The following is a 19497-nucleotide window of genomic DNA, read 5'->3' on the forward strand; positions in this document are numbered from 1 at the left end:
GTCGGATCATACAACTGTATGATTACTACATTACCATCGGGCTTTTGCTGTTCGTACGATTCGAAGTATAATAAAAGGTAAACCAGTAATGAATTTAAGAGGAGTCTTTATGAATAAAACGATTTCTGATATCGCTCAGATGGCAGGTGTAGCGAAGAGCACGGTCTCTCGCTTCCTGAATGGCGGATCGGTTAGTGAAGATACACGCCGGAAGATTGAGCGCATTATCAAACAATACAATTATGTTCCCAACACATTTGCACAGAGTCTCAAGGCGAAGAAGACCAGTATTATCGGTACGGTAGTGCCGCGACTGGATTCTTTTGCAACATCTCAGACACTGATCGGAATTGATGAAGAACTGAGAAGTAATCAATATCAGATGCTGATTGCGAATACGAGCCAGGACATGCAACGCGAGATTGATGCCATATATGATTTTGCAAGACAGAAGGTGTCGGGTATTATTCTTTTGGCTGCTGAAGTGACAGAAGCACATCTAAAAGCAGTGGAGGATATACGTATCCCCGTGTTGTTGGTGGGGCAGCAGCATGAGCAACTACATAGTCTGGTTCACAATGATGATCAGGCCGGTTATGAGATGGGCAGATATGTCGTAGGACAGGGCCACCGCAAGATGGTATACATGGGAGTAAGCGAGAAAGATCAGGCGGTGGGCATCCATCGTAAACAAGGGTTCCAGCGTGCAATTGCCGAATGTGGAGAATGTGAAGTGAAGTATTATGAGACGAGCTTCAAGATGTCAGAAGCCATCGTTACCGCTGAAGCCATACTGAAAGAGATCACACCAACGATCATCGTGGGGGCTACGGACAATATCGCATTGGGTGTAATGAAGATTGCGTTCTCCAATAAAATTCGAATACCGCAAGATTTATCCGTTACCGGATTTGGCGGATATGATATTACGGAGATGATTCATCCCACGCTGACGACTGTGAAATATCATTATTTACAGGCAGGTCAAGTCGCGGCAAATCACATTATTCGTCTGGTCAAAGGCGAGTCGGTGGAGGAACGGACAGTACTTGATGTAGAACTTATTCCTCGAGAAAGCGTTGACAAATTATAAAAACATCCTTTATGATAATTCCATCGAACCGGTTCCAATGCGAATGTAAAATTCGGATAAGCAAATTGGTCAGGCATTTATGCCATATGGAATTATTTTTTTGCGTCTAATGGAACCGGTTCCTATAATTTGATTTTCGTATAAGTTAAATAAGAAATAAACATGTACGTAGAGGGCAGAAAAAATCTAAAGAAACGTAGTGTTCGCCTTTATCACCGGATTTTACCCTATAGAAAAGGGATCAGGAAATCTGGGGATAACAGCGATCGGAGGATTGTTCTGCCATCGTAGTCCCAGTGTGAAATTTCTTGGTCTAACTTATATAAGCAAGGAATGGAGAACAGCTATGAAAATGACTAGAGAGCAGCGCTACAGACGAATTGAGCAAGCCGAGCCTGGAGAGATTGCGAAGCTTGAAGCACAGATATCCGAGTGTCCATGGAGACAGGGTTACCACATTCAGCCCATTACGGGTCTGCTTAATGATCCTAACGGCTTCGCATATTATCAAGGCTATTATCATCTGTTCTATCAATGGTTTCCGCTCGGAACAGAACACGGCATGAAATACTGGTACCATACCCGCTCGAAGAATCTGGTGAACTGGGAAAATGTCGGAATTGGAATCGAACCGGGTGACAGATATGACTCGCATGGTGCGTATTCCGGTAGCGCGATTGAAAAAGACGGTAAGCTGCACTTGCTGTATACAGGCAATACCAGGGATGAGGCGTGGGTCAGACATCCATATCAATGCTTGGCAGTGTTGGATGAAAGCGGTCCAGTAAGCAAATTGAATTATCCGGTAATCTCTTCGGTGCCAACGGGATACACGGAACATTTCAGAGATCCGAAAGTGTGGCAGCAGGGGGAGTTGTATTATTGCGTAATCGGAGCCCAGCGAACAGACGAGACGGGATGTACGGTGTTATATCGTTCAACAGATCTGAAGAACTGGGAGTTTCTTGGTGAGATTAGCACCGGGTTAACCAACTTCGGCTATATGTGGGAGTGCCCGGATTATATGGAGCTGGACGGGAAAGGTGTACTTGTCTTTTCTCCACAAGGTCTAGATGCTGCGGGAGATCATTACCAGAACATTTTTCAGTCCGGTTATCTGACCGGTGAACCTCTGAACCTACAGACGAGAGAGTTCAATCATGGTGAATTTCAGGAACTGGATCGTGGATTCGACTTCTACGCTCCGCAAACGATGCAGGCTCCGGACGGAAGACGTATTCTGGTTGGTTGGATGGGACTTCCCGATCTGGCGTATCCGACCGATGATAGCGGTTGGGCTCATTGCTTGACCATTCCTCGGCAATTGTCACTGAGAGACGGCAAGTTAATCCAACAACCCGTTGCAGAGATGGTCGAATTGCGTCAGCAGGAGGAAGGAACTCATATTCGCGCAACGATTGATAATGAGCGACGATCCTTCGCTGATTTCGAGGGGATTGCCTATGAACTGTTATGCGAGATAAGTCATGTAGATGCAGAGACTGTCGGTATCGAATTTCGGGCAGATGGAGCTGAGAAAACGGTTCTTCTGTATGATCGGATTCAACAAAAAGTTGTATTGGACCGGACCATGACTGGTGCCAAGCTAGCAGAACAAAATGGTACACTCCGTCAATGCACGCTTACTACAGACAAGATTAAGTTCCATCTGTTCGTGGATTCATCTTCGGTTGAGATCTTTGTGAACGATGGGGAAGAGGTCTTTACCAGCCGGATTTTTCCAAGCCGGGACAGCGTGGATATTCGTTTCTTTGCACACGGAGGCAAAGCTGATTTTGAAGCAACCCAATGGAATTATTAAGTATTACGTGAGAGGAATGAGATAACATGTCGGAGAATCAACGCATTGCCCAGGAAGTCATCCATGCCATCGGGGGCAAAGAGAATATCGCATCTTTTGCACATTGTGCAACTCGTCTTCGCATCATGGTGAAAGATAAAGAGAAGATTGATCAGAAAACGGTCGAGAACATCGAGAAAGTTAAAGGCGCCTTTTTCAACTCGGGTCAATATCAGATTATCTTTGGTACGGGAACAGTGAATCGAATCTTTGAAGAGGTCGAGAAGCTGGGAATCGAAGGATCGTCCAAGGATGATGTGAAGAATCAGGGAAAAAAAGAAGGCAACGCTTTTCAACGGGCTATCCGCACGTTTGGTGACGTATTCGTCCCCATCATTCCTGTACTGGTAGCTACAGGTTTGTTCATGGGATTACGCGGATTACTTACCCAGAATGAAATTCTGGCGTTGTTCGGTGCAACACCTGACGATATCTCGGCAAACTTCCTGTTGTTCACTCAGATCCTGACGGATACGGCATTTGCATTCTTGCCTGCGCTTGTAGCGTGGTCGGCATTCCGCGTATTCGGCGGAAGTCCGGTTTTGGGTATCGTATTAGGGTTAATGCTGGTCAATCCGGCACTACCCAATGCTTATGCAGTGGCAGATGGATCAGCAGAGCCTCTGCATATGTTCGGCTTCATACCTGTCGTGGGTTATCAGGGATCTGTTCTGCCTGCGTTCTTCGTTGGTTTGATTGGAGCCAAGTTCGAGAAGGTTCTGAGAAGACGAGTGCCTGAGGCACTTGATTTAATTCTGACGCCTTTTATTACGTTAACTGTCATGATTACGCTCGGACTCTTCGCAATCGGCCCAGTGTTCCATTCTCTTGAAGAGTGGGTTCTGCAGGGAACAACTGCCGTATTGGATCTTCCTTTCGGAATCGCAGGTATTATCATTGGTTTCTTCCATCAGATTATTGTGGTTACCGGTGTGCATCATATCTTCAATTTCCTGGAGATTCAACTACTGGAAAAGACGGGATTCAATCCGTTCAACGCTATCATTACCTGTGCCATGGCAGCACAAGGAGCGGCTTGTCTCGCAGTCGGTCTGAAGACCAAAAATACGAAGCTCAAAGCACTGGCATTGCCTTCGTCCTTGTCCGCATTTCTGGGAATTACCGAGCCAGCTATCTTTGGTGTTAACTTGCGTTATATGAAACCATTTATTATGGGACTGGTTGGTGGTGGTGTAGGTGGTTTCATCGCTTCCTTGTTCCATCTGCAAGGTACAGGCATGGCTGTAACGGTTATTCCGGGAACATTGCTCTATCTGAACAGCCAACTGCCGTTGTACATCTTGTCCAACGTGGTTGCCATGGCGATTGCATTTGCACTTACCTGGTTCTTCGGGTACAAAGATCAACCAGTTGCAGAGGAATCAGTGAGCCACGCCAATAGTGGAATGTCATCAACTGAAGTTAATAATATGGATTCTAATCCACAAGTCAATCCAACTAGTAATGTCATTACAAGCAATCGTCCTAAGGTAGAACTGCTCGAAATAGCTTCGCCGATGAACGGAACCATCGTTGCTCTGGAGCAGGTTCCTGACCCGGCGTTCTCGGAAAAACACATGGGTGAGGGTATCGCCATTGAGCCATCAGAAGGCAAAGTGTATGCACCGTTTGATGGAGTCATTGCGCATGTGATGAACAAGAGTAAACATGCCGTGATTCTGGAGCATGAAACAGGTGTACAGATGCTGGTTCATATCGGAATTAATACGGTTGGACTGAAAGGTAACGGCTTTACCGCACATGTGAATAGCGGAGATCGTGTAACTGCAGGACAATTGTTGATTGAATTTGACATGGATGTCATTCAGGCAGCTGGTTTGCCTTTGATTACACCCGTGTTGATCCCAAGTGGAAATGAAGCAATTGCGACTGTTACAGCAACGTCAACAGGTGCTGTTAAAGCCAATAAGGAAGCAGTACTAATCGTTAAATTTACTGAGCCACAATAGTGGCATGTAATAAGGGAAATGGTAGAGATGTATCTCTCCCGTTTCCCTTTTTTGTGTATAGCCATATGAAACCGAAGAAACGGTTATCCAATCGACGCCTTATGAAAAACAAACGTCAATCTGAGTCTACAGGCCAGCGTGCCGCTTCAGTCGCTCTGCAATCTGCATTAGATCTTCCGCGGATATCCCTGGCGCAAATTCTTCCGGCAGATCAGGCAGCTCAGGTACCGGCCCTCCATAACCCGGTAAGCCGGAAAAAGCCTCCAGTTTACCGCCATCGGTTGGGTGTGTTCCTTTCCAGATCTGAGCAATGCCCTGATAATCTTTGTCACTAAACGTGTACAGCCTGCGATGCTCTCCCATCGCTTCCCACTTACGTGTTGTTTCAAAAGCTTTGTTATCTAATCGTGGAATAGGGAACATCTTCGTTACATCCACACCCGTTGCAATTTCCAGTGCCTTGGCATAAGCAAGAACGTGCACACCGCCGCGTACAAGAAGATAACCTGTCATTTCTCGAGCTGTCTTGTTGTCGGTCATTTCGTAGACTCTCATTTTGTGAGTTCTGGCTCCACACTCAAGAAAGAAATTATGCAGCAGATCGAAGATCAGATTGCCACTGCTCACGACATATGAACCATTCCAGGGTCTTCCCATGGAGTCATAAGGGAGCGCTGTCTGAGCAGATTCAATAAAATGTGAAGTCATCCGTGCATCCTTACCAACACGCAGTGGCGTGGAGTCTGGAGCACCTGGCGATGTTGAACCTTCAAGCATGAGATTAATCGTATTGGCGACAAGTTCGACATGGCCGAATTCTTCAGCAGTAATACTTGCAACAATGTCATAAAAGGGACGCAGCTTGGATCTGCCTCTGAAATTGAATGACTGAAACATATAGTTGTTCAATGTTGACATTTCCCCGAACTTTCCACCGAGCAACTCCTGAACTGCACTAGCCCCATTAGGATCCGGATTATTCGATATGGGTAGTTCGATGGCAAGACGGTCTACACGTTTAAACATGACATTTCCCCCTCAGTCCTCGTTAGTGTAAAGGTATGAAGGGCCACTTGTACGTTATTCGATCATTTGTGAAACAAAACAAAACGTTCTGCCAGAGCTTTGGGCTCTGAACAGAACGTTAGATGAGTTCTTATTTGGAAGCTGCGCCAACAACGCTGGTTCCATTTTTCGTGATTTTGTACGTTAGCACATCTCCGTTCCAGAAATGGAACTTAAGCGTGACTTCGCCATCATTGGTTTCATTGAAGAAGTTAGGTTTCAGCTCAATCACATTACGTTCGTAATCTGGGCTGAATGTGTAGGAGAATTCTTTGAACGAAGTCCAGTTCTGTGGACCTGCGTTTTCTCCGTTTGCATATGTTGCTTCCATCGTTGCCAGTTGGTTACCGTTAAACGTAGTCGGAATGGCAAATGCACTGGTTGTACCCGTTGCATCGTTCAACTTAGGTGTGTCATATTTAATAATATTGAAGTTCCAGTCAGCACCTTGGTTGAATCCAGCTGTGAGTGTAGCATTTACGCCCAAATCACCAGAGGCTGTCAATTTGGTTAACAGATTGGATTTTAATGTAAGTACATCTTTTTTGATCGTATAGTCTTTACCTCTTACAAGAGGGGTAGTGCCATTCTTCAAAGAATTGAATTTGTTCCCATTCAGATTGAGCTTTACCTTCTTATCTTGAATGGCTTCATTTTGTTTAAGATATACGAGGTCCGTTTCGGCTGTGGATGAGCGACCTGTCCAGCTGGCTTTCATGGTATCAAAAAGTTCCTGATCAGACCAAGTAAAACTTGTACGACCGAAGTGTTGTCCGTTGTCCCATAACATCGTTGTCATCTGTTTTTGACGCAGATATTGTCCAACAAATTCGAAGAATTTCAGCTTTTCCCCTTGTTCAATGACACCTGTGTGCTGGTCAAAACCAAGCAAACCATACTCACCGACGATAACCGGGATGCCCTTGGCTGTGAAGGCATTGTATACCCGATCGAATGTATCGGTAACGTCCTTCTGTACTTCATCGTTATACTTGGTGTAACCTGCAATGTTCACACTGAATGGCCAGAACCCGTAGTAGTGAACGGTTGCAATAATATTGGTGTCATTCAATTTTTGAATGGTCTTATTCAGTTCATCCAGATCAGGTTGAGCGGAAGAGGTATGCATCGTCGGAAGCACGAGTGGACGTGTCGCGTTGTTTCCACCCGAAGTTCTTACGATCTTGTGAAAAGAAGTATTCAACTCGTCCAGCATACGGTATCCAATAGCCGCATCCGTTGTGCCACCTTCAGAGAAGCGGGGTTCGTTAACACTTTCGAACATGAGCTTATCGGATGTATCCTTGAACTTGTCCGCGATCTGAGTCCAAGCAGCGTTGTAACGTGCAAGCACGTTGTCATGGTCTTTCTCCATGTAACTGATCCAGCGCCAGGAATCATGGTGAAGATTGATCATGACATAGAGATCCGCATCAAGCGCCCAGTTTACTACTTCCTGAACCCGGTTCATGTAAGCGGAATCAATTGTGTAGTCGGGTGCGTCACCGATGTGGGCTTCCCAGGTCACAGGGATACGGATACTGTTATAGCCCTCATCTGCGATCGATTGAATCAGTTCCTTCGTAATGCGCGGGTTGCCCCAGGCAGTCTCATCTTCACCAACGGCGTCCAGAGAGTTACCCAGATTCCACCCAGGCTCCATGGCGTTTACGTAGGTCTGCATTTTGCTTGGAGCAGCTGGTGCATCAGCCTGTTCGCTGTTGTCAGTCGCAGCAGAAGCCATAGCCGAGGAGAACAGAGATAGAATCATGGCAGTCACGAGCGTAAGAGAAAGGACTGATTTACGGTTTTTTTTCATCAATATAGTCTCCTTCAAATATAGAATGGTTGAACTTGAATAGCGGTTAAGCAGGGTGAAAATAGAGCTCAACGCAAACAAAAACTCACTTGTTTAATACTGAAATCACCACCGATTTATGTACTGAAAGCGTTTTCGTAATTTACTATATCATGATTTAATATTGGACAATACCTGCACAATTGGAATAAAAATCATGTGAAAATCAGTGATTTTTTCATATTAATAAATTGTGAGTGAGCATTTATTTCATTGGAAATGAAAATCATTTGGTTGCTTTTTAATGATAATTAGATTTAAATACCCTGGGAGGGATGTAATATGAAGCTGGACGCACATCAACATTTCTGGGAATACAATGTCGCCGAGTACGGATGGATTGGCGAAGAGATGAAAGCCATTCGTCAATCTTTTCTTCCGGAAGATCTTGAACCTTTATTGGTCCAATCAGAAATGGATGGATGTATTGCGGTACAAGCCAGACAATCACTGACAGAAACCGAGTGGCTTCTGCAGCTGGCAGATCGGCATGAATGTATCAAAGGTGTTGTCGGGTGGGTGGATCTTTGTTCGGATGAAGTTCGGAATCAACTTGAACTGTTCGCGTCCAATCCGTATATGAAGGGCGTACGTCATGTCATACAGGATGAACCTGATCTGAAGTATGTATTAAGAGAAGACTTTCAGCGGGGGATTTCCTTACTTAAGGAGTATGATTTGGCCTATGATCTGTTAGTATCCAAGGAGCAACTGCCTTATGCCGTTGAACTGGTTAAGGCGTTCCCTGAACAGCGATTTGTACTTGATCATCTAGCCAAACCCGACATAAAATCAGGTATACTCACACCCTGGAAAGAAGCACTTGAGTCATTGGCCGCACAACCGAATGCGTACTGTAAACTCTCAGGGATAGTGACGGAAGCAGACTGGGCAAATTGGACTCCAAAGGATTTTACAACCTATCTGAATATCGCCATAGAAGCCTTTGGTGCGGAACGGTTAATGTTCGGGTCCGACTGGCCCGTGAGCAACGTTTCAGCAAGATATGCCGACGTATACGGTCTTATTAACTCTCACATTGATTCCCTACCTATATCAGATCAACAGATGATTTTTGGCGGTACATGCGCTGCGTTCTATCAAATATCGTAATGGACAATCCATAGCTAAACCGGTTTCAAAAAGTTGACAACTGTTCTGATTCTTGCTAAAGTTTTATCCAATCCGCATAATCATGATCTGGGAATGTTACCGATATGGGCATAACCTGAGCTGGCTTGTTTACACAATTTCGTGTATCCAGGCTGGTTCGGGTTTTTTCTATTTAAGCTGAACAAACGATTTTACACGGGACGACTTCGCGGCCAGAACAATCTTCCAATCGCTGTTATCCCCAGATTTTTTTGAATCCCTTTCTAAAAGGGGAAATCCGGTGATAAATGCGAGTTTATGCTTACGAAGCAGCTTTCCATTGAAAGCTTTTAGCTTCGCTTCTCCAGATTTTTTCTGTCCTCTCCGTTTATGTGTAATTTTGTAGTTCAACTTAAATATTTTGTCTTTTTAATATTTTTCAGGATTTGAGCGGATAGCTGAATTACATATTTGGAAGGAGAATGATGATGACGAATTTTAAATTTCCTAAAGATTTTCTGTGGGGTGGAGCCATTGCTGCCAATCAGGCGGAGGGCGCGTATCTGGAAGATGGCAAAGGGCTGAGTATTGTTGACTTGCTTCCGACAGGAGAGAACCGCAGAAGTATTATGAAAGGTAATGTTCCGGCCTTTACGCCGCTCGCTACCGAGTTCTATCCTTCACATGAAGCGATTGACTTCTATCACCGTTACCCCGAAGATATTGCTCTATTTGCAGAAATGGGATTCAAAGCACTGCGTGTCTCCATTGCCTGGGCACGGATTTTCCCGACAGGAGAAGATGCACAGCCGAATGAAGCCGGATTACAATTTTACGATAACCTGTTTGATGAATTGTTGAAGAACGGCATTGAACCTGTAGTTACATTGGCTCACTTTGACGTGCCTGTGCACCTGATCGAGAAGTACGGTAGCTGGAGAAGTCGTGAACTGGTAACACTATTCGAGACGTACGCTACAACGGTATTCACTCGGTACAAAGACAAGGTGAAATATTGGATGACATTCAATGAGATCAACATGCTGCTACATCTTCCTTTCCTTGGGGCGGGGCTGGCGTTCAATGAAGGGGATAATGTCAAGGAGATCCAATATCAGGCTGCTCACCACCAACTGGTTGCAAGTGCACTGGCAGTCAAGGCATGTCATGAGATTATTCCTGGTGCCATGATTGGGTGCATGCTCGCCGCAGGAAGCTTCTATCCGTATACCTGTAATCCGGAAGATGTGTTCCAAGGCATGGAAAAAGATAGAGAGTCCTATTTCTTCATCGATGTGCAGTCACGTGGGGAATATCCTGGTTACGCCAAACGTTTCTTCAAGGACCACGAATTGAACATCGTTATGCAGCCGGGAGATGCAGAAATCTTGAAGAATCATACGGTAGATTATATCGGTTTCAGCTACTATTCAAGTCGTACAACCAGTACCGATCCGGAAGTTATCAAAAATATGACCAGCGGTAATGTATTTGGCTCGGTAGCCAATCCATATCTGGCGAAGTCCGAATGGGGTTGGACGATTGATCCCAAAGGGTTCCGTATTACCGCCAATCAACTGCATGATCGTTATCAGAAGCCACTGTTTGTCGTTGAGAATGGATTTGGTGCCAATGACGTGGTTACCCCGGAAGGTGAAGTGGATGATGCGTACCGGATTGATTACTTGAAAAGGCATGTAGCCGAAATGGGTGAGGCCATTCAGGACGGTGTGAACATCATTGGTTACACCAGCTGGGGACCTATTGATATTGTGAGTGCTTCCTCGGGTGAGATGCGAAAACGCTATGGCTACATTTACGTGGATCGTAATAATGAAGGTCATGGTGAACTGACACGATTGAAGAAGAAGAGTTTTGAGTGGTACAAAAATGTGATCGAATCTAACGGAACCAATCTGGGCGACGCGTAGTCCTCAAGGTAAAATGGATTAGTTCTAATTATAAGCAATCGGAAGAACCATGAATTCACGGAACTTCCGATTGTCCACACATTGAAAGCGTTGACATATAGTCAGGTTCGCGCTATACTTGACGCAATTATATCGTTTCTGGGATTGTTACTACACGACGTAGGCAAAACCTAAGCACCAAAAAAACAGACTACCATGTCTTGTTTATTTTGTGATGCTTCAGGTTTTTTTTGTATGCCCAAAAGACGATGTATAACTGCCAAGAGAGTGGAACGTGACGGGGGGATTGAAGTGAAAATAGCAAAGGTTATCAACAATAACGTCATTAGCATCTATCAAGCGGATGGAGCAGAGCTTGTGGTGATGGGACGTGGGATTGCCTTTAAGAAAAAGCCGGGGGATAAAGTAGACGAGACCCGCATCCAGAAAGTATTTGCACTGAAAAATAAACAAACATCCGATAATTTCAAAATGCTGCTACGCGAAGTTCCGATGGAACTGATTGAAATTGTGGAAGAGATCATCACGTATGCACGTGAGAATCTGGGCCGAAAATTAAATGAGAACATCTATGTATCTCTTACGGACCATATTAACTTCGCGATTGAACGCTATCGGGAAGGTGTGGAGATCAAGAACGCATTAATGTGGGAGATCAAGCAGTTGTACAAGCCCGAATTCGCACTGGGCCTGAAGACGCTGGAACAGATCAACACCCGCATGAATATTGAGCTTCCACCAGATGAAGCCGCTTATATTGCCCTGCATATCGTCAACGCAGAGATGAACGAAGAAGTCATTACGACGATGAATATTACGAAGTTTATCCAGCAGATTATTAATATAGCGAAATATCATTTTAAAATGGAATTTGATGAGGACTCTCTCAGTTATTTTCGCTTTATCACACATCTGAAGTTCTTCTCCCAGCGTGTGCTCAGTGGTACGCATTACGACAACAACTATGATCATTTCTATGACATGATTAAGGAGAAGCACCCGGATGCCGCTGCGTGTACGGAGAAAATTGAGCTGTTTGTCAAAAAGGAATACAATCACGAGCTAACTAATGAAGAAAAGTTGTATCTAACCGTGCATATCGAACGAGTAGTCAATCGATAATAATTAAATGTTGACAAAAATGGTTTAATTATAATAATATGTGATTAACAGGAATTGAATACGATTTAACTGGGATTGTTACTGGTTACGCAGGCAAAACCTAAGTCATGAGAAGGTCAGGACCGTTGTGTCCCCTCACTCAAGGCTTAGGTTTTTTGCGTGCAAAAAATCGGTAAAGGGCCTGTTTGAGAAAAAATGGGGGTGTAGATCATGAGTCAAGAGAAACTGGCCAAAGAGATTGTAGAACTGGTTGGCGGTGAGAAAAATGTGGAATCACTGGTTCATTGTGCGACACGGTTACGATTCGTATTGAAGGACGATGCGAAGGCAGATAAAGCCAAATTGGAGAAAACAGAAGGCATCATTGCAGTCAAAGAAAATGGAGGACAGTTCCAGGTGGTTGTTGGTAACAAGGTGCCTGAAGTCTATAGTGCCATTGGACAGATTAGTAACATTCTGGAGGATTCGTCAGATAAAGAAAAACCTCGCAAAGCAGCCAAAGGGCTCGGGGGGATTATCGATATCATATCCAGCATCTTTGCACCACTTCTGGGTGTTATGGCGGGAGCGGGTATTCTAAAAGGGTTATTGTTGATTGCAAGCAATATTGGATGGCTGGAAACAACAGAAACAACATATACGATCCTGTATGCAGCAGCAGATAGTCTCTTCTATTTCCTGCCTCTGTTGTTAGCGGTTACAACAGCACGTAAATTCCAGGGGAATATGTTTGTAGCGATGACGATTGCGGGGGCGTTAATCTATCCATCCATCATTACGCTAAAAGCAGAGGGAACACCCACGGATTTCTTCGGTATTCCTGTAATCCTGATGAACTATTCATCTACAGTTATTCCAATTATTTTAGCTGTCATTGTCATGAGCAAGTTGGAAAAACTCTTTAATAAAACACTTCACGATAGTGTGAAAAACTTTGTTACACCATTGTTTTTGCTAGTGATTATGGTACCACTGACACTGTTGGTATTTGGACCATTTGGTGTTTACGTTGGTAATGCAATTGCAGCCGGACTCGTTGCTGCTTTTGGATTCAGTCCATTGCTCGCAGGGGCGGTGATGGGTGCAAGCTGGCAGTTGCTCGTTATCTTCGGAGTTCACTGGGGTCTGATTCCTGTATTTATAAACAACGTTGCTGTGTATGGACAGGACGGGGTTAAACCAGCTGCAACGGCTTCGATCTTTGCCCAAACGGGTGCAGCTTTTGGGGTTATGCTAAAAACCAAGAACAAAAAACTGAAAACATTGGCGGGATCATCCACATTGACAGCATTGTTCGGTATCACTGAACCGGCCATCTATGGGGTAACATTACCACTGAAACGTCCATTCATCGCAGGAGTTATCGGCGGTGCAGCCGGTGGAGCTATTATTGGACAAGCGGGTACATTGGCATTCGCATCTGGCGCACCGGGGTTGCTGACCTTGCCGATCTTCTACGGACCAGGTGGACAAGGCTTCCCTGGATTAATTCTGGGTATCGTAGTATCGTTCGTCGTTTCTGCTGTACTGACGTACATCATGGGCTTCAAAGATCCGGTCGAAGAAGAAACAAAAACTGAACCTACTGCATCCGCCGAGCAACCTGTTCGTGCAACGGATGCTTCAGACGAAGTTGTATTTAGCCCAATCCAAGGAACTATTGTGGAATTGTCGGAAGTTCCAGATCCGGCCTTTGCATCGGGAGCAATGGGCAAAGGAATTGCGATTGAGCCAGCAGTGGGCAGAGTGGTAGCGCCTTTTGACGGTACAGTTACGGTTGCATTCAAAAAGAAACATGCCTTGGCTGTTGTGTCAGACACGGGTGCTGAGATATTGGTTCACGTTGGCGTAGATACGGTCAAGCTGGACGGGCAGCATTTTGTCTCCCATATCAAAGAAGGCGATCGGGTTCAAGCGGGGGATCTGTTGCTAGAATTCGATATTGCACAGATTAAGGCCGCTGGTTATCATACGGTAACGCCTATTATTGTAACCAATTCTGCCAACTACGAGGAAGTAATTCCACAGGCTACCGGACAGGTTAGTAGACAAGAGCTTCTATTAAAATTAAGTAGCGGTAATGGTCAGGAATAAAAGTAGATTGATGCTGATGTACTAATCTGATGGTACAGTGTTTTCATCGTTCCGTTGACATGGTGGAATTGGAAAATTATAATTGGAGTTGTACATCTATACATGTTAATAAAAGGTGGATTATTGAACATGACACATGCGATGAGACTGCGCTTCCTTCCTTTGAATCGGTAATTGAATACGTTCAAAGGCTCTGACTATTGGTTCAGAGTAAACGGGATCAGTCTGTCATTTTCAATCATCCTGACCTTAAAATAAGTGTTATACTCGTTTTCCCGTTTACGTTGAATCACAGGCCGTGGCCTGTGATTCTTTGTTTTTTTATGACTATCTTAATTAGTTAAGCGTTCACTACAGACTACTACTGGAGGTACCGCTATGATGACGTTACTGTTCTATTGATACGAGCTGGCACGATAAGCTCGTATCGATAGAAGCCTGCTTCGCTATCGATACGAAATAAATCTTATTTCGGAGGTAGCGAATATGGAAAAGATATGTTTTGAATTAGAACAGGTTGAGATGACCTATATGGATAAAATGGTACTGAACATTGAGCGATTGGCTGTGCATCAACTGGATCGCATCGGTGTAGTAGGTGGGAATGGTCAGGGTAAAAGTACATTATTGAAACTCATTGCGGGACAGATTCAGCCGACAGCTGGAAAGGTAAAACGTTACGCAGAGTTCGGCTATTTGGAACAAGTTGAACCACCCCAGCCTAATGGACATCTAGAAGTTGACGGGGCTTTACTGAGTAAATTAGCTATTCCTCAACACGACCAGCCATGGAGTGGCGGAGAACAAACGCGTCTAAAACTCGCTCAAATGTTCACTCATTATCACGAAATGTTGTTGCTGGATGAACCAACAACACATCTGGATCAGGAGGGCATTGCATTCTTACTGGATGAATTGCGCTATTACTATGGGGCAATTGTGCTGATTAGTCATGATCGTGCGGTACTGGATGAGCTGGTAACCACGATCTGGGAAATTCATCAGGGAGAGGTTCGGGTATATTCCGGCAATTACAGTGACTATCAGGCACAGAAGAGGCTGGAGCGTGGACAACAAAACCAGGCCCATGAACAGTTTTCCAAGGAGAAAAGACGATTGGAGCTGGCCGCTCGGGAAAAGATGAAGAAAGCCGAGAAAATAACGCAGGCCGGAAGCATGTCCAAAAAAGAATCCAAGGCAAAAACAAACCGTATGGTTGAAACAAAATCCAAAGGCACCAGTCAAAAAGCGGTGCACCGCGCAGCTAAAGCGATTGAACAGCGAATGCAACAACTTCACGAGGTAAAAGCGGTGCAAGAGGATCGGCCTATGATCTTCCGTCAGCCAAAAACACTGGAGCTGCACAACCGATTTCCGATTATGGCAGATCGCCTTACACTTGAAGTGGAAGGTAACGTATTGCTGGAGGATGTAAGTTTTCAAGTTCCATTAAAACAAAAAATAGCGATAACCGGAGCCAATGGCAGCGGGAAAAGTACATTGCTTAACCATGTTTTCCATGCTGGGAATCACATCACAATGTCTCCAAAAGCGAAGATCGGTTATTTTCAGCAAATGAGCTATCGTTTTACAACAAAAGAGACCGTATTACAATTCCTGAAGAATCGTTCGGAATATGAGGAATCAGAGCTCAGAAGTGCGTTGCACGCGATGCAATTCTCAGGTAACGACCTGCTGAAGAATGTTGGGGCATTAAGCGGAGGAGAAGCGATTCGTCTTCAATTATGTCACTTGTTTCTTGGACAATATAACATTCTATTGTTGGATGAGCCGACGAATTTCCTTGATATGCATGCACTGGAAGCGTTGGAGCGTTTTATCAAGGCCTATGAAGGGACCATTCTGTATGTATCTCATGATCAGAGGTTTATTGAAAATACAGCGGATCAACAATTTCAGATTTCAGATCGGCGATTGCTTCAGGTGACTATATAAGTTGAACGAATAGAGAAAGAGAAGTAACGAAAACCGCCAAAATCATTTTGGCGGTTTTGCTGTTTTTCCAATATAGGCAGATCAGTTACCTTATGTAGCTTCTATTAAGAATCCGCTTTTACAACCGTTGAATGCATGTTACCTGTGAGACGTTGAGGCGGGAATACCATGCGCACTGGCGCAATGATGATCGCAGCAAATACAGCCTTAATCAGATCTCCAATAATGTAAGGATAGAACCCTTGAATCATGGCCTCAGGTAAGTCCATTTTGTATGCATAGGCAAGCCAAGGGACCCCAGATACATACACGAGCAGTGAACCAAACAGTTCAAATACAATAAAAGCGAGAATGAATCCTGTGACACCTTTGATGTTGATTCGTGCAAGAAGCAATCCAATTAATAATGCGGAGATCGGCCACATCATCACATATCCTCCGGTAGGTCCGAGTAATACCGCAAGTCCCCCGGTCCCGTGCAGCAAGGGGAATCCAAGAGCGGTGAGCAGAACAACCATCGTGACACTTAGAAAACCATAGAGTGGACCAAGTAATCCTCCGGCCAGCATGACAGCCAAAGTTTGTAATGTTATCGGTACAGGGGAGAAGCCAATGGGAATACTTATGTAACCAAAAAGTACTAAAATTGCGGCCATAAGTGCGCTGAATACAATGCCTCGCAAAGATAATTTCATGTTTGAACAATCCTCTCCATTTTGGTAATATGATTGTTAACCAATTAGAAATATGTGGTTAACGATTAGGATCGTACCACATAACCATAGAAAGGGAAAGGACTAATTTACGATGCAAGGCAACCTACCAATAATGATATTAGAAGATGCTAGAGTGTATTATGCTTCCGAGGCTGGTCAAGTGAGAAAAGCGCTGGATGGAATCTCACTTACGCTGTACCAAGGAGAATGGATTAGTATTGTAGGGGCGAATGGTAGTGGGAAAAGTACGCTCGCTGGAGTACTGATTGGATTCACTCCGTTATCGGGAGGGGTACGGAATATCTCGGATGAACTTACCGTTCGGGGTGTATTGCAGCAACCGGATGCACAGGTACTAGGCGATACGATTGAAGAGGAATTTCATTTTGCGCTGTCACCATTGATGGATTCTGTAGAAGAGCAATTGGAGCTCAGGCAGGACGCATTACATACCGTAGGACTTCAATATCCCCCGGAGAAGGCCATCTCACAATTATCCGGTGGACAGAAACAACTGCTTAACATTACCGTAGCGCTTGCAGCCAAACCGGATGTCTTGATTCTGGATGAACCGACTGCCATGCTTGATCCGGAAGCAAGAGACCGCATCGAGGCGATCGTTCAGAAGATCACCCAGCGGGGGACGACGGTGATCTGGATTACACATCATCTGGAGGAAGCAACGCTGTGTGATCGAATTATTGCTATTGAACGGGGACGTTGTGTGTACAACGGGGCGCCTGAGTCCTTTTACTATGAAAAAGAGACGAAAGAGAAGACTACCTGGGAAAATGTACAGCTATCTCCCTGTGAACGGTTAGGTTTGGAACCTCCTTTTACTGTAAAGACTGCGTTATTGCTCAAGCAAAAAGGCATGCTGCCAGAAGCCATGCCACTGCGACCCGAGCAACTGGCTAAGGAGGTCGCACGTTGGAGATTCAATTAACCAATATACGTATAGAAGCATCGGATTCGAGCAAACGTGCACTACTTGAAGGTGTGACAATGCAATTGAACGGTGGGGAAATCACGTTGCTGCTGGGCTGTACGGGTTCGGGAAAAACAACATTATTACAGACGCTGGCTGGTCTAAAGCCTCCCGATGCAGGAAGTATTACACTGGATGGCACGCCTTTCTGGCGAGAGGGGAAAGTGCCGCAATCGATTTTATTGCAGATGGGGCTGATATTTCAATTCCCGGAACAACAATTGTTTGCCCGGAGCATTCAGCGTGAATTCACATATTCTTTGCGTCCATATCGACTTTCGGAGAATCATCAACAAGAGCAGATAACGAAAGCACTTAATCACTGGGACCCACCGGTATCCCCGGAGCTGGAAAGGCGATTCCTGCTGGACAGGTCACCATTTGCACTAAGTGGGGGAGAGAAGCGCAGGCTTGGACTTGCACTCGGAAGTGTGACCAATCCACCATGGCTACTGCTGGATGAGCCGAGCGCAGGTTTGGAAGCGCAAAGTGTCGGACTGTTGCTGGATGCAATAGAACAACATCGTCTGGCGGGCGGTGGGGTCGTGGTTGCAACCCATGATCTGGATACCTTCTTGCCTTGTGCTGATCGGGTATTGTTGTTACAGGAAGGTCAGCTAATCGTTGATCTCACGCCGAGACAACTTCACGAAAGTCCTGAACTGCTGGAGCAGACAGGGATCGGATTGCCACCTTCCATGCGACTGGCACAGCAGTTCAGAACTGCAGGTATTGAGCTGCCTTTTACCGCGATGACGCCAGAGGAGATGGCAGAAAGCATTGTTCAGTCCAAGTCAGTTGAAGTACAGATTCAAAACAAATCGAAAGAAGCATCAGGGACGGTAACGATGGAAGTCAAGAGCGATGCAATGAAGTATGAAAAAGGAGCACCGATGCTGTCGTCCATTAAAACGGAAGATGATCCGAAGCATCTTCCGAACACCTTGACTCATTCGGGTGGATTATATGGCGTAATGGACCCGCGTCTGAAGTGGATTTTGTATATTTTACTGGTTACCGCCGCGATGCTTCAACAGCGCTGGCTAGGATTGACGTTAACATTGGTGCCGGTAGTAGCAGCACTTGCCGTTCTCCCGCGTCAGACTTTGGCTGGATGCCTAAAGTTAATGAAGCCACTGTTAATCTTTTTCCTCATATCGACGGCGTTATCTGGAACAACCCTTTCAACTGAGGGAGGAGGACTGCACTTTGGCTTTTCCCTGGTACAAGCGGAGGGCACTTTACTGAATGTGTATCGTTTGTTTATCGTCACGTTGGCAAGTCTATGGTTTTCACTGACGACGCCTTATGGGCGAATGGTAGAAGGGCTGAACTGGGTACTCGGTATCGGTAAAAAAATCAGGCTGCCCGTAGCTTCGTTTGCACTTGCTGTATCGTTAATCTTCCGTTTTATCCCGATGATCTGGAGTGAGTGGCAGCGATTTTCGCTGATCGTGCGGGCGCGTGGGAAGGCAGCTTTGAGACCAAACACCGTTCGGATTCGTGACCTAGGCCCGATGGTTATCCCCTTGTTAATGGCACTGTTCCAACGTGCAGAGGATATGACCATTGCGATGGAAATGCGTAAAGTTAGAGAGCACTCCTTGCTTGGAGCACGCTCTTCGTTATTGGTATGGTCTAAACGAGATACCTGGATTAGCATGGCCGGCCTCATTGGTTTTGTACTATTAGTATGGATTCGCCAACTGTGATGGCGATGATTAACGTGATTAATCCGGTGATGAATAAGT

General features: G+C 45.2%; 13 protein-coding genes. 10 read left to right on the plus strand and 3 right to left on the minus strand.

All coding sequences use genetic code 11. From position 1 onward, the window contains the following. Positions 1-109: 109 nt before the first annotated feature. From WFI24_RS08200 to WFI24_RS08210, 3 genes are all read left to right on the plus strand, one after another. Positions 110-1093 (plus strand): LacI family DNA-binding transcriptional regulator, encoded by a 984-nt coding sequence (locus tag WFI24_RS08200; RefSeq protein WP_336759875.1) that lies wholly within the window; start codon positions 110-112, stop codon positions 1091-1093. A gap of 346 nt (positions 1094-1439) precedes the next feature. Beyond that, complete coding sequence (locus tag WFI24_RS08205; protein WP_336759876.1) at positions 1440-2915, plus strand: glycoside hydrolase family 32 protein; 1476 nt, start codon at positions 1440-1442, stop codon at positions 2913-2915. Between the two features lie 26 nt (positions 2916-2941). Continuing rightward, complete coding sequence (locus tag WFI24_RS08210; RefSeq protein WP_336759877.1) at positions 2942-4924, plus strand: sucrose-specific PTS transporter subunit IIBC; 1983 nt, start codon at positions 2942-2944, stop codon at positions 4922-4924. 126 nt (positions 4925-5050) lie between these two features. Here the strand turns inward: WFI24_RS08210 and WFI24_RS08215 are convergent, their stop codons facing one another. Together WFI24_RS08215 and WFI24_RS08220 are read right to left on the minus strand one after the other, a co-directional pair. Further along, positions 5051-5950, minus strand: a complete 900-nt coding sequence (locus WFI24_RS08215; protein WP_336759878.1) for a manganese catalase family protein — start codon at positions 5948-5950, stop codon at positions 5051-5053. Between the two features lie 130 nt (positions 5951-6080). Beyond that, positions 6081-7811: a cellulase family glycosylhydrolase gene (locus tag WFI24_RS08220; protein WP_336759879.1), complete on the minus strand. Its 1731-nt coding sequence runs from the start codon at positions 7809-7811 to the stop codon at positions 6081-6083. A 318-nt stretch (positions 7812-8129) separates the two neighbouring features. Between WFI24_RS08220 and WFI24_RS08225 the strand changes: the two genes are divergently transcribed. The 5 genes from WFI24_RS08225 to WFI24_RS08245 all read left to right on the plus strand — a co-directional run bounded on the left by WFI24_RS08225 (position 8130) and on the right by WFI24_RS08245 (position 16042). After that, a complete protein-coding gene (locus tag WFI24_RS08225) occupies positions 8130-8960 on the plus strand; it encodes an amidohydrolase family protein (protein WP_336759880.1) in 831 nt (276 codons plus the stop codon). Positions 8961-9427: 467 nt separating this feature from the next. Then, positions 9428-10870, plus strand: a complete 1443-nt coding sequence (locus WFI24_RS08230) for a 6-phospho-beta-glucosidase (RefSeq protein WP_336759881.1) — start codon at positions 9428-9430, stop codon at positions 10868-10870. A 291-nt stretch (positions 10871-11161) separates the two neighbouring features. Beyond that, on the plus strand, positions 11162-11992 hold the full coding sequence (gene licT / locus WFI24_RS08235) for a BglG family transcription antiterminator LicT (protein WP_336759882.1): 831 nt from the start codon (positions 11162-11164) through the stop codon (positions 11990-11992). 210 nt (positions 11993-12202) lie between these two features. Beyond that, positions 12203-14086 carry a beta-glucoside-specific PTS transporter subunit IIABC gene (locus WFI24_RS08240; protein ID WP_336759883.1) on the plus strand — a complete coding sequence of 628 codons (1884 nt, stop codon included), beginning with the start codon at positions 12203-12205 and terminating at the stop codon, positions 14084-14086. 486 nt (positions 14087-14572) lie between these two features. Continuing rightward, the gene (locus WFI24_RS08245; protein WP_336759884.1) at positions 14573-16042 is read left to right on the plus strand and encodes an Msr family ABC-F type ribosomal protection protein; all 1470 of its coding nucleotides are present in this window, start codon (positions 14573-14575) and stop codon (positions 16040-16042) included. A 104-nt stretch (positions 16043-16146) separates the two neighbouring features. Here the strand turns inward: WFI24_RS08245 and WFI24_RS08250 are convergent, their stop codons facing one another. Further along, positions 16147-16737 carry a biotin transporter BioY gene (locus WFI24_RS08250; protein ID WP_336759885.1) on the minus strand — a complete coding sequence of 197 codons (591 nt, stop codon included), beginning with the start codon at positions 16735-16737 and terminating at the stop codon, positions 16147-16149. A 133-nt stretch (positions 16738-16870) separates the two neighbouring features. On the opposite strand from WFI24_RS08250, the gene WFI24_RS08255 reads away from it, so the two are divergent. After that, positions 16871-17704 carry an ATP-binding cassette domain-containing protein gene (locus WFI24_RS08255; RefSeq protein WP_336759886.1) on the plus strand — a complete coding sequence of 278 codons (834 nt, stop codon included), beginning with the start codon at positions 16871-16873 and terminating at the stop codon, positions 17702-17704. Continuing rightward, positions 17689-19458 carry an ATP-binding cassette domain-containing protein gene (locus WFI24_RS08260; RefSeq protein WP_336759887.1) on the plus strand — a complete coding sequence of 590 codons (1770 nt, stop codon included), beginning with the start codon at positions 17689-17691 and terminating at the stop codon, positions 19456-19458. Before WFI24_RS08255 ends, WFI24_RS08260 begins: the two co-directional genes overlap by 16 nt. Positions 19459-19497: the final 39 nt, after the last annotated feature.

Origin of the sequence: Paenibacillus sp. USHLN196, assembly GCF_037144955.1 — a bacterium.
Lineage (GTDB): Bacteria > Bacillota > Bacilli > Paenibacillales > Paenibacillaceae > Paenibacillus > Paenibacillus xylanexedens_C.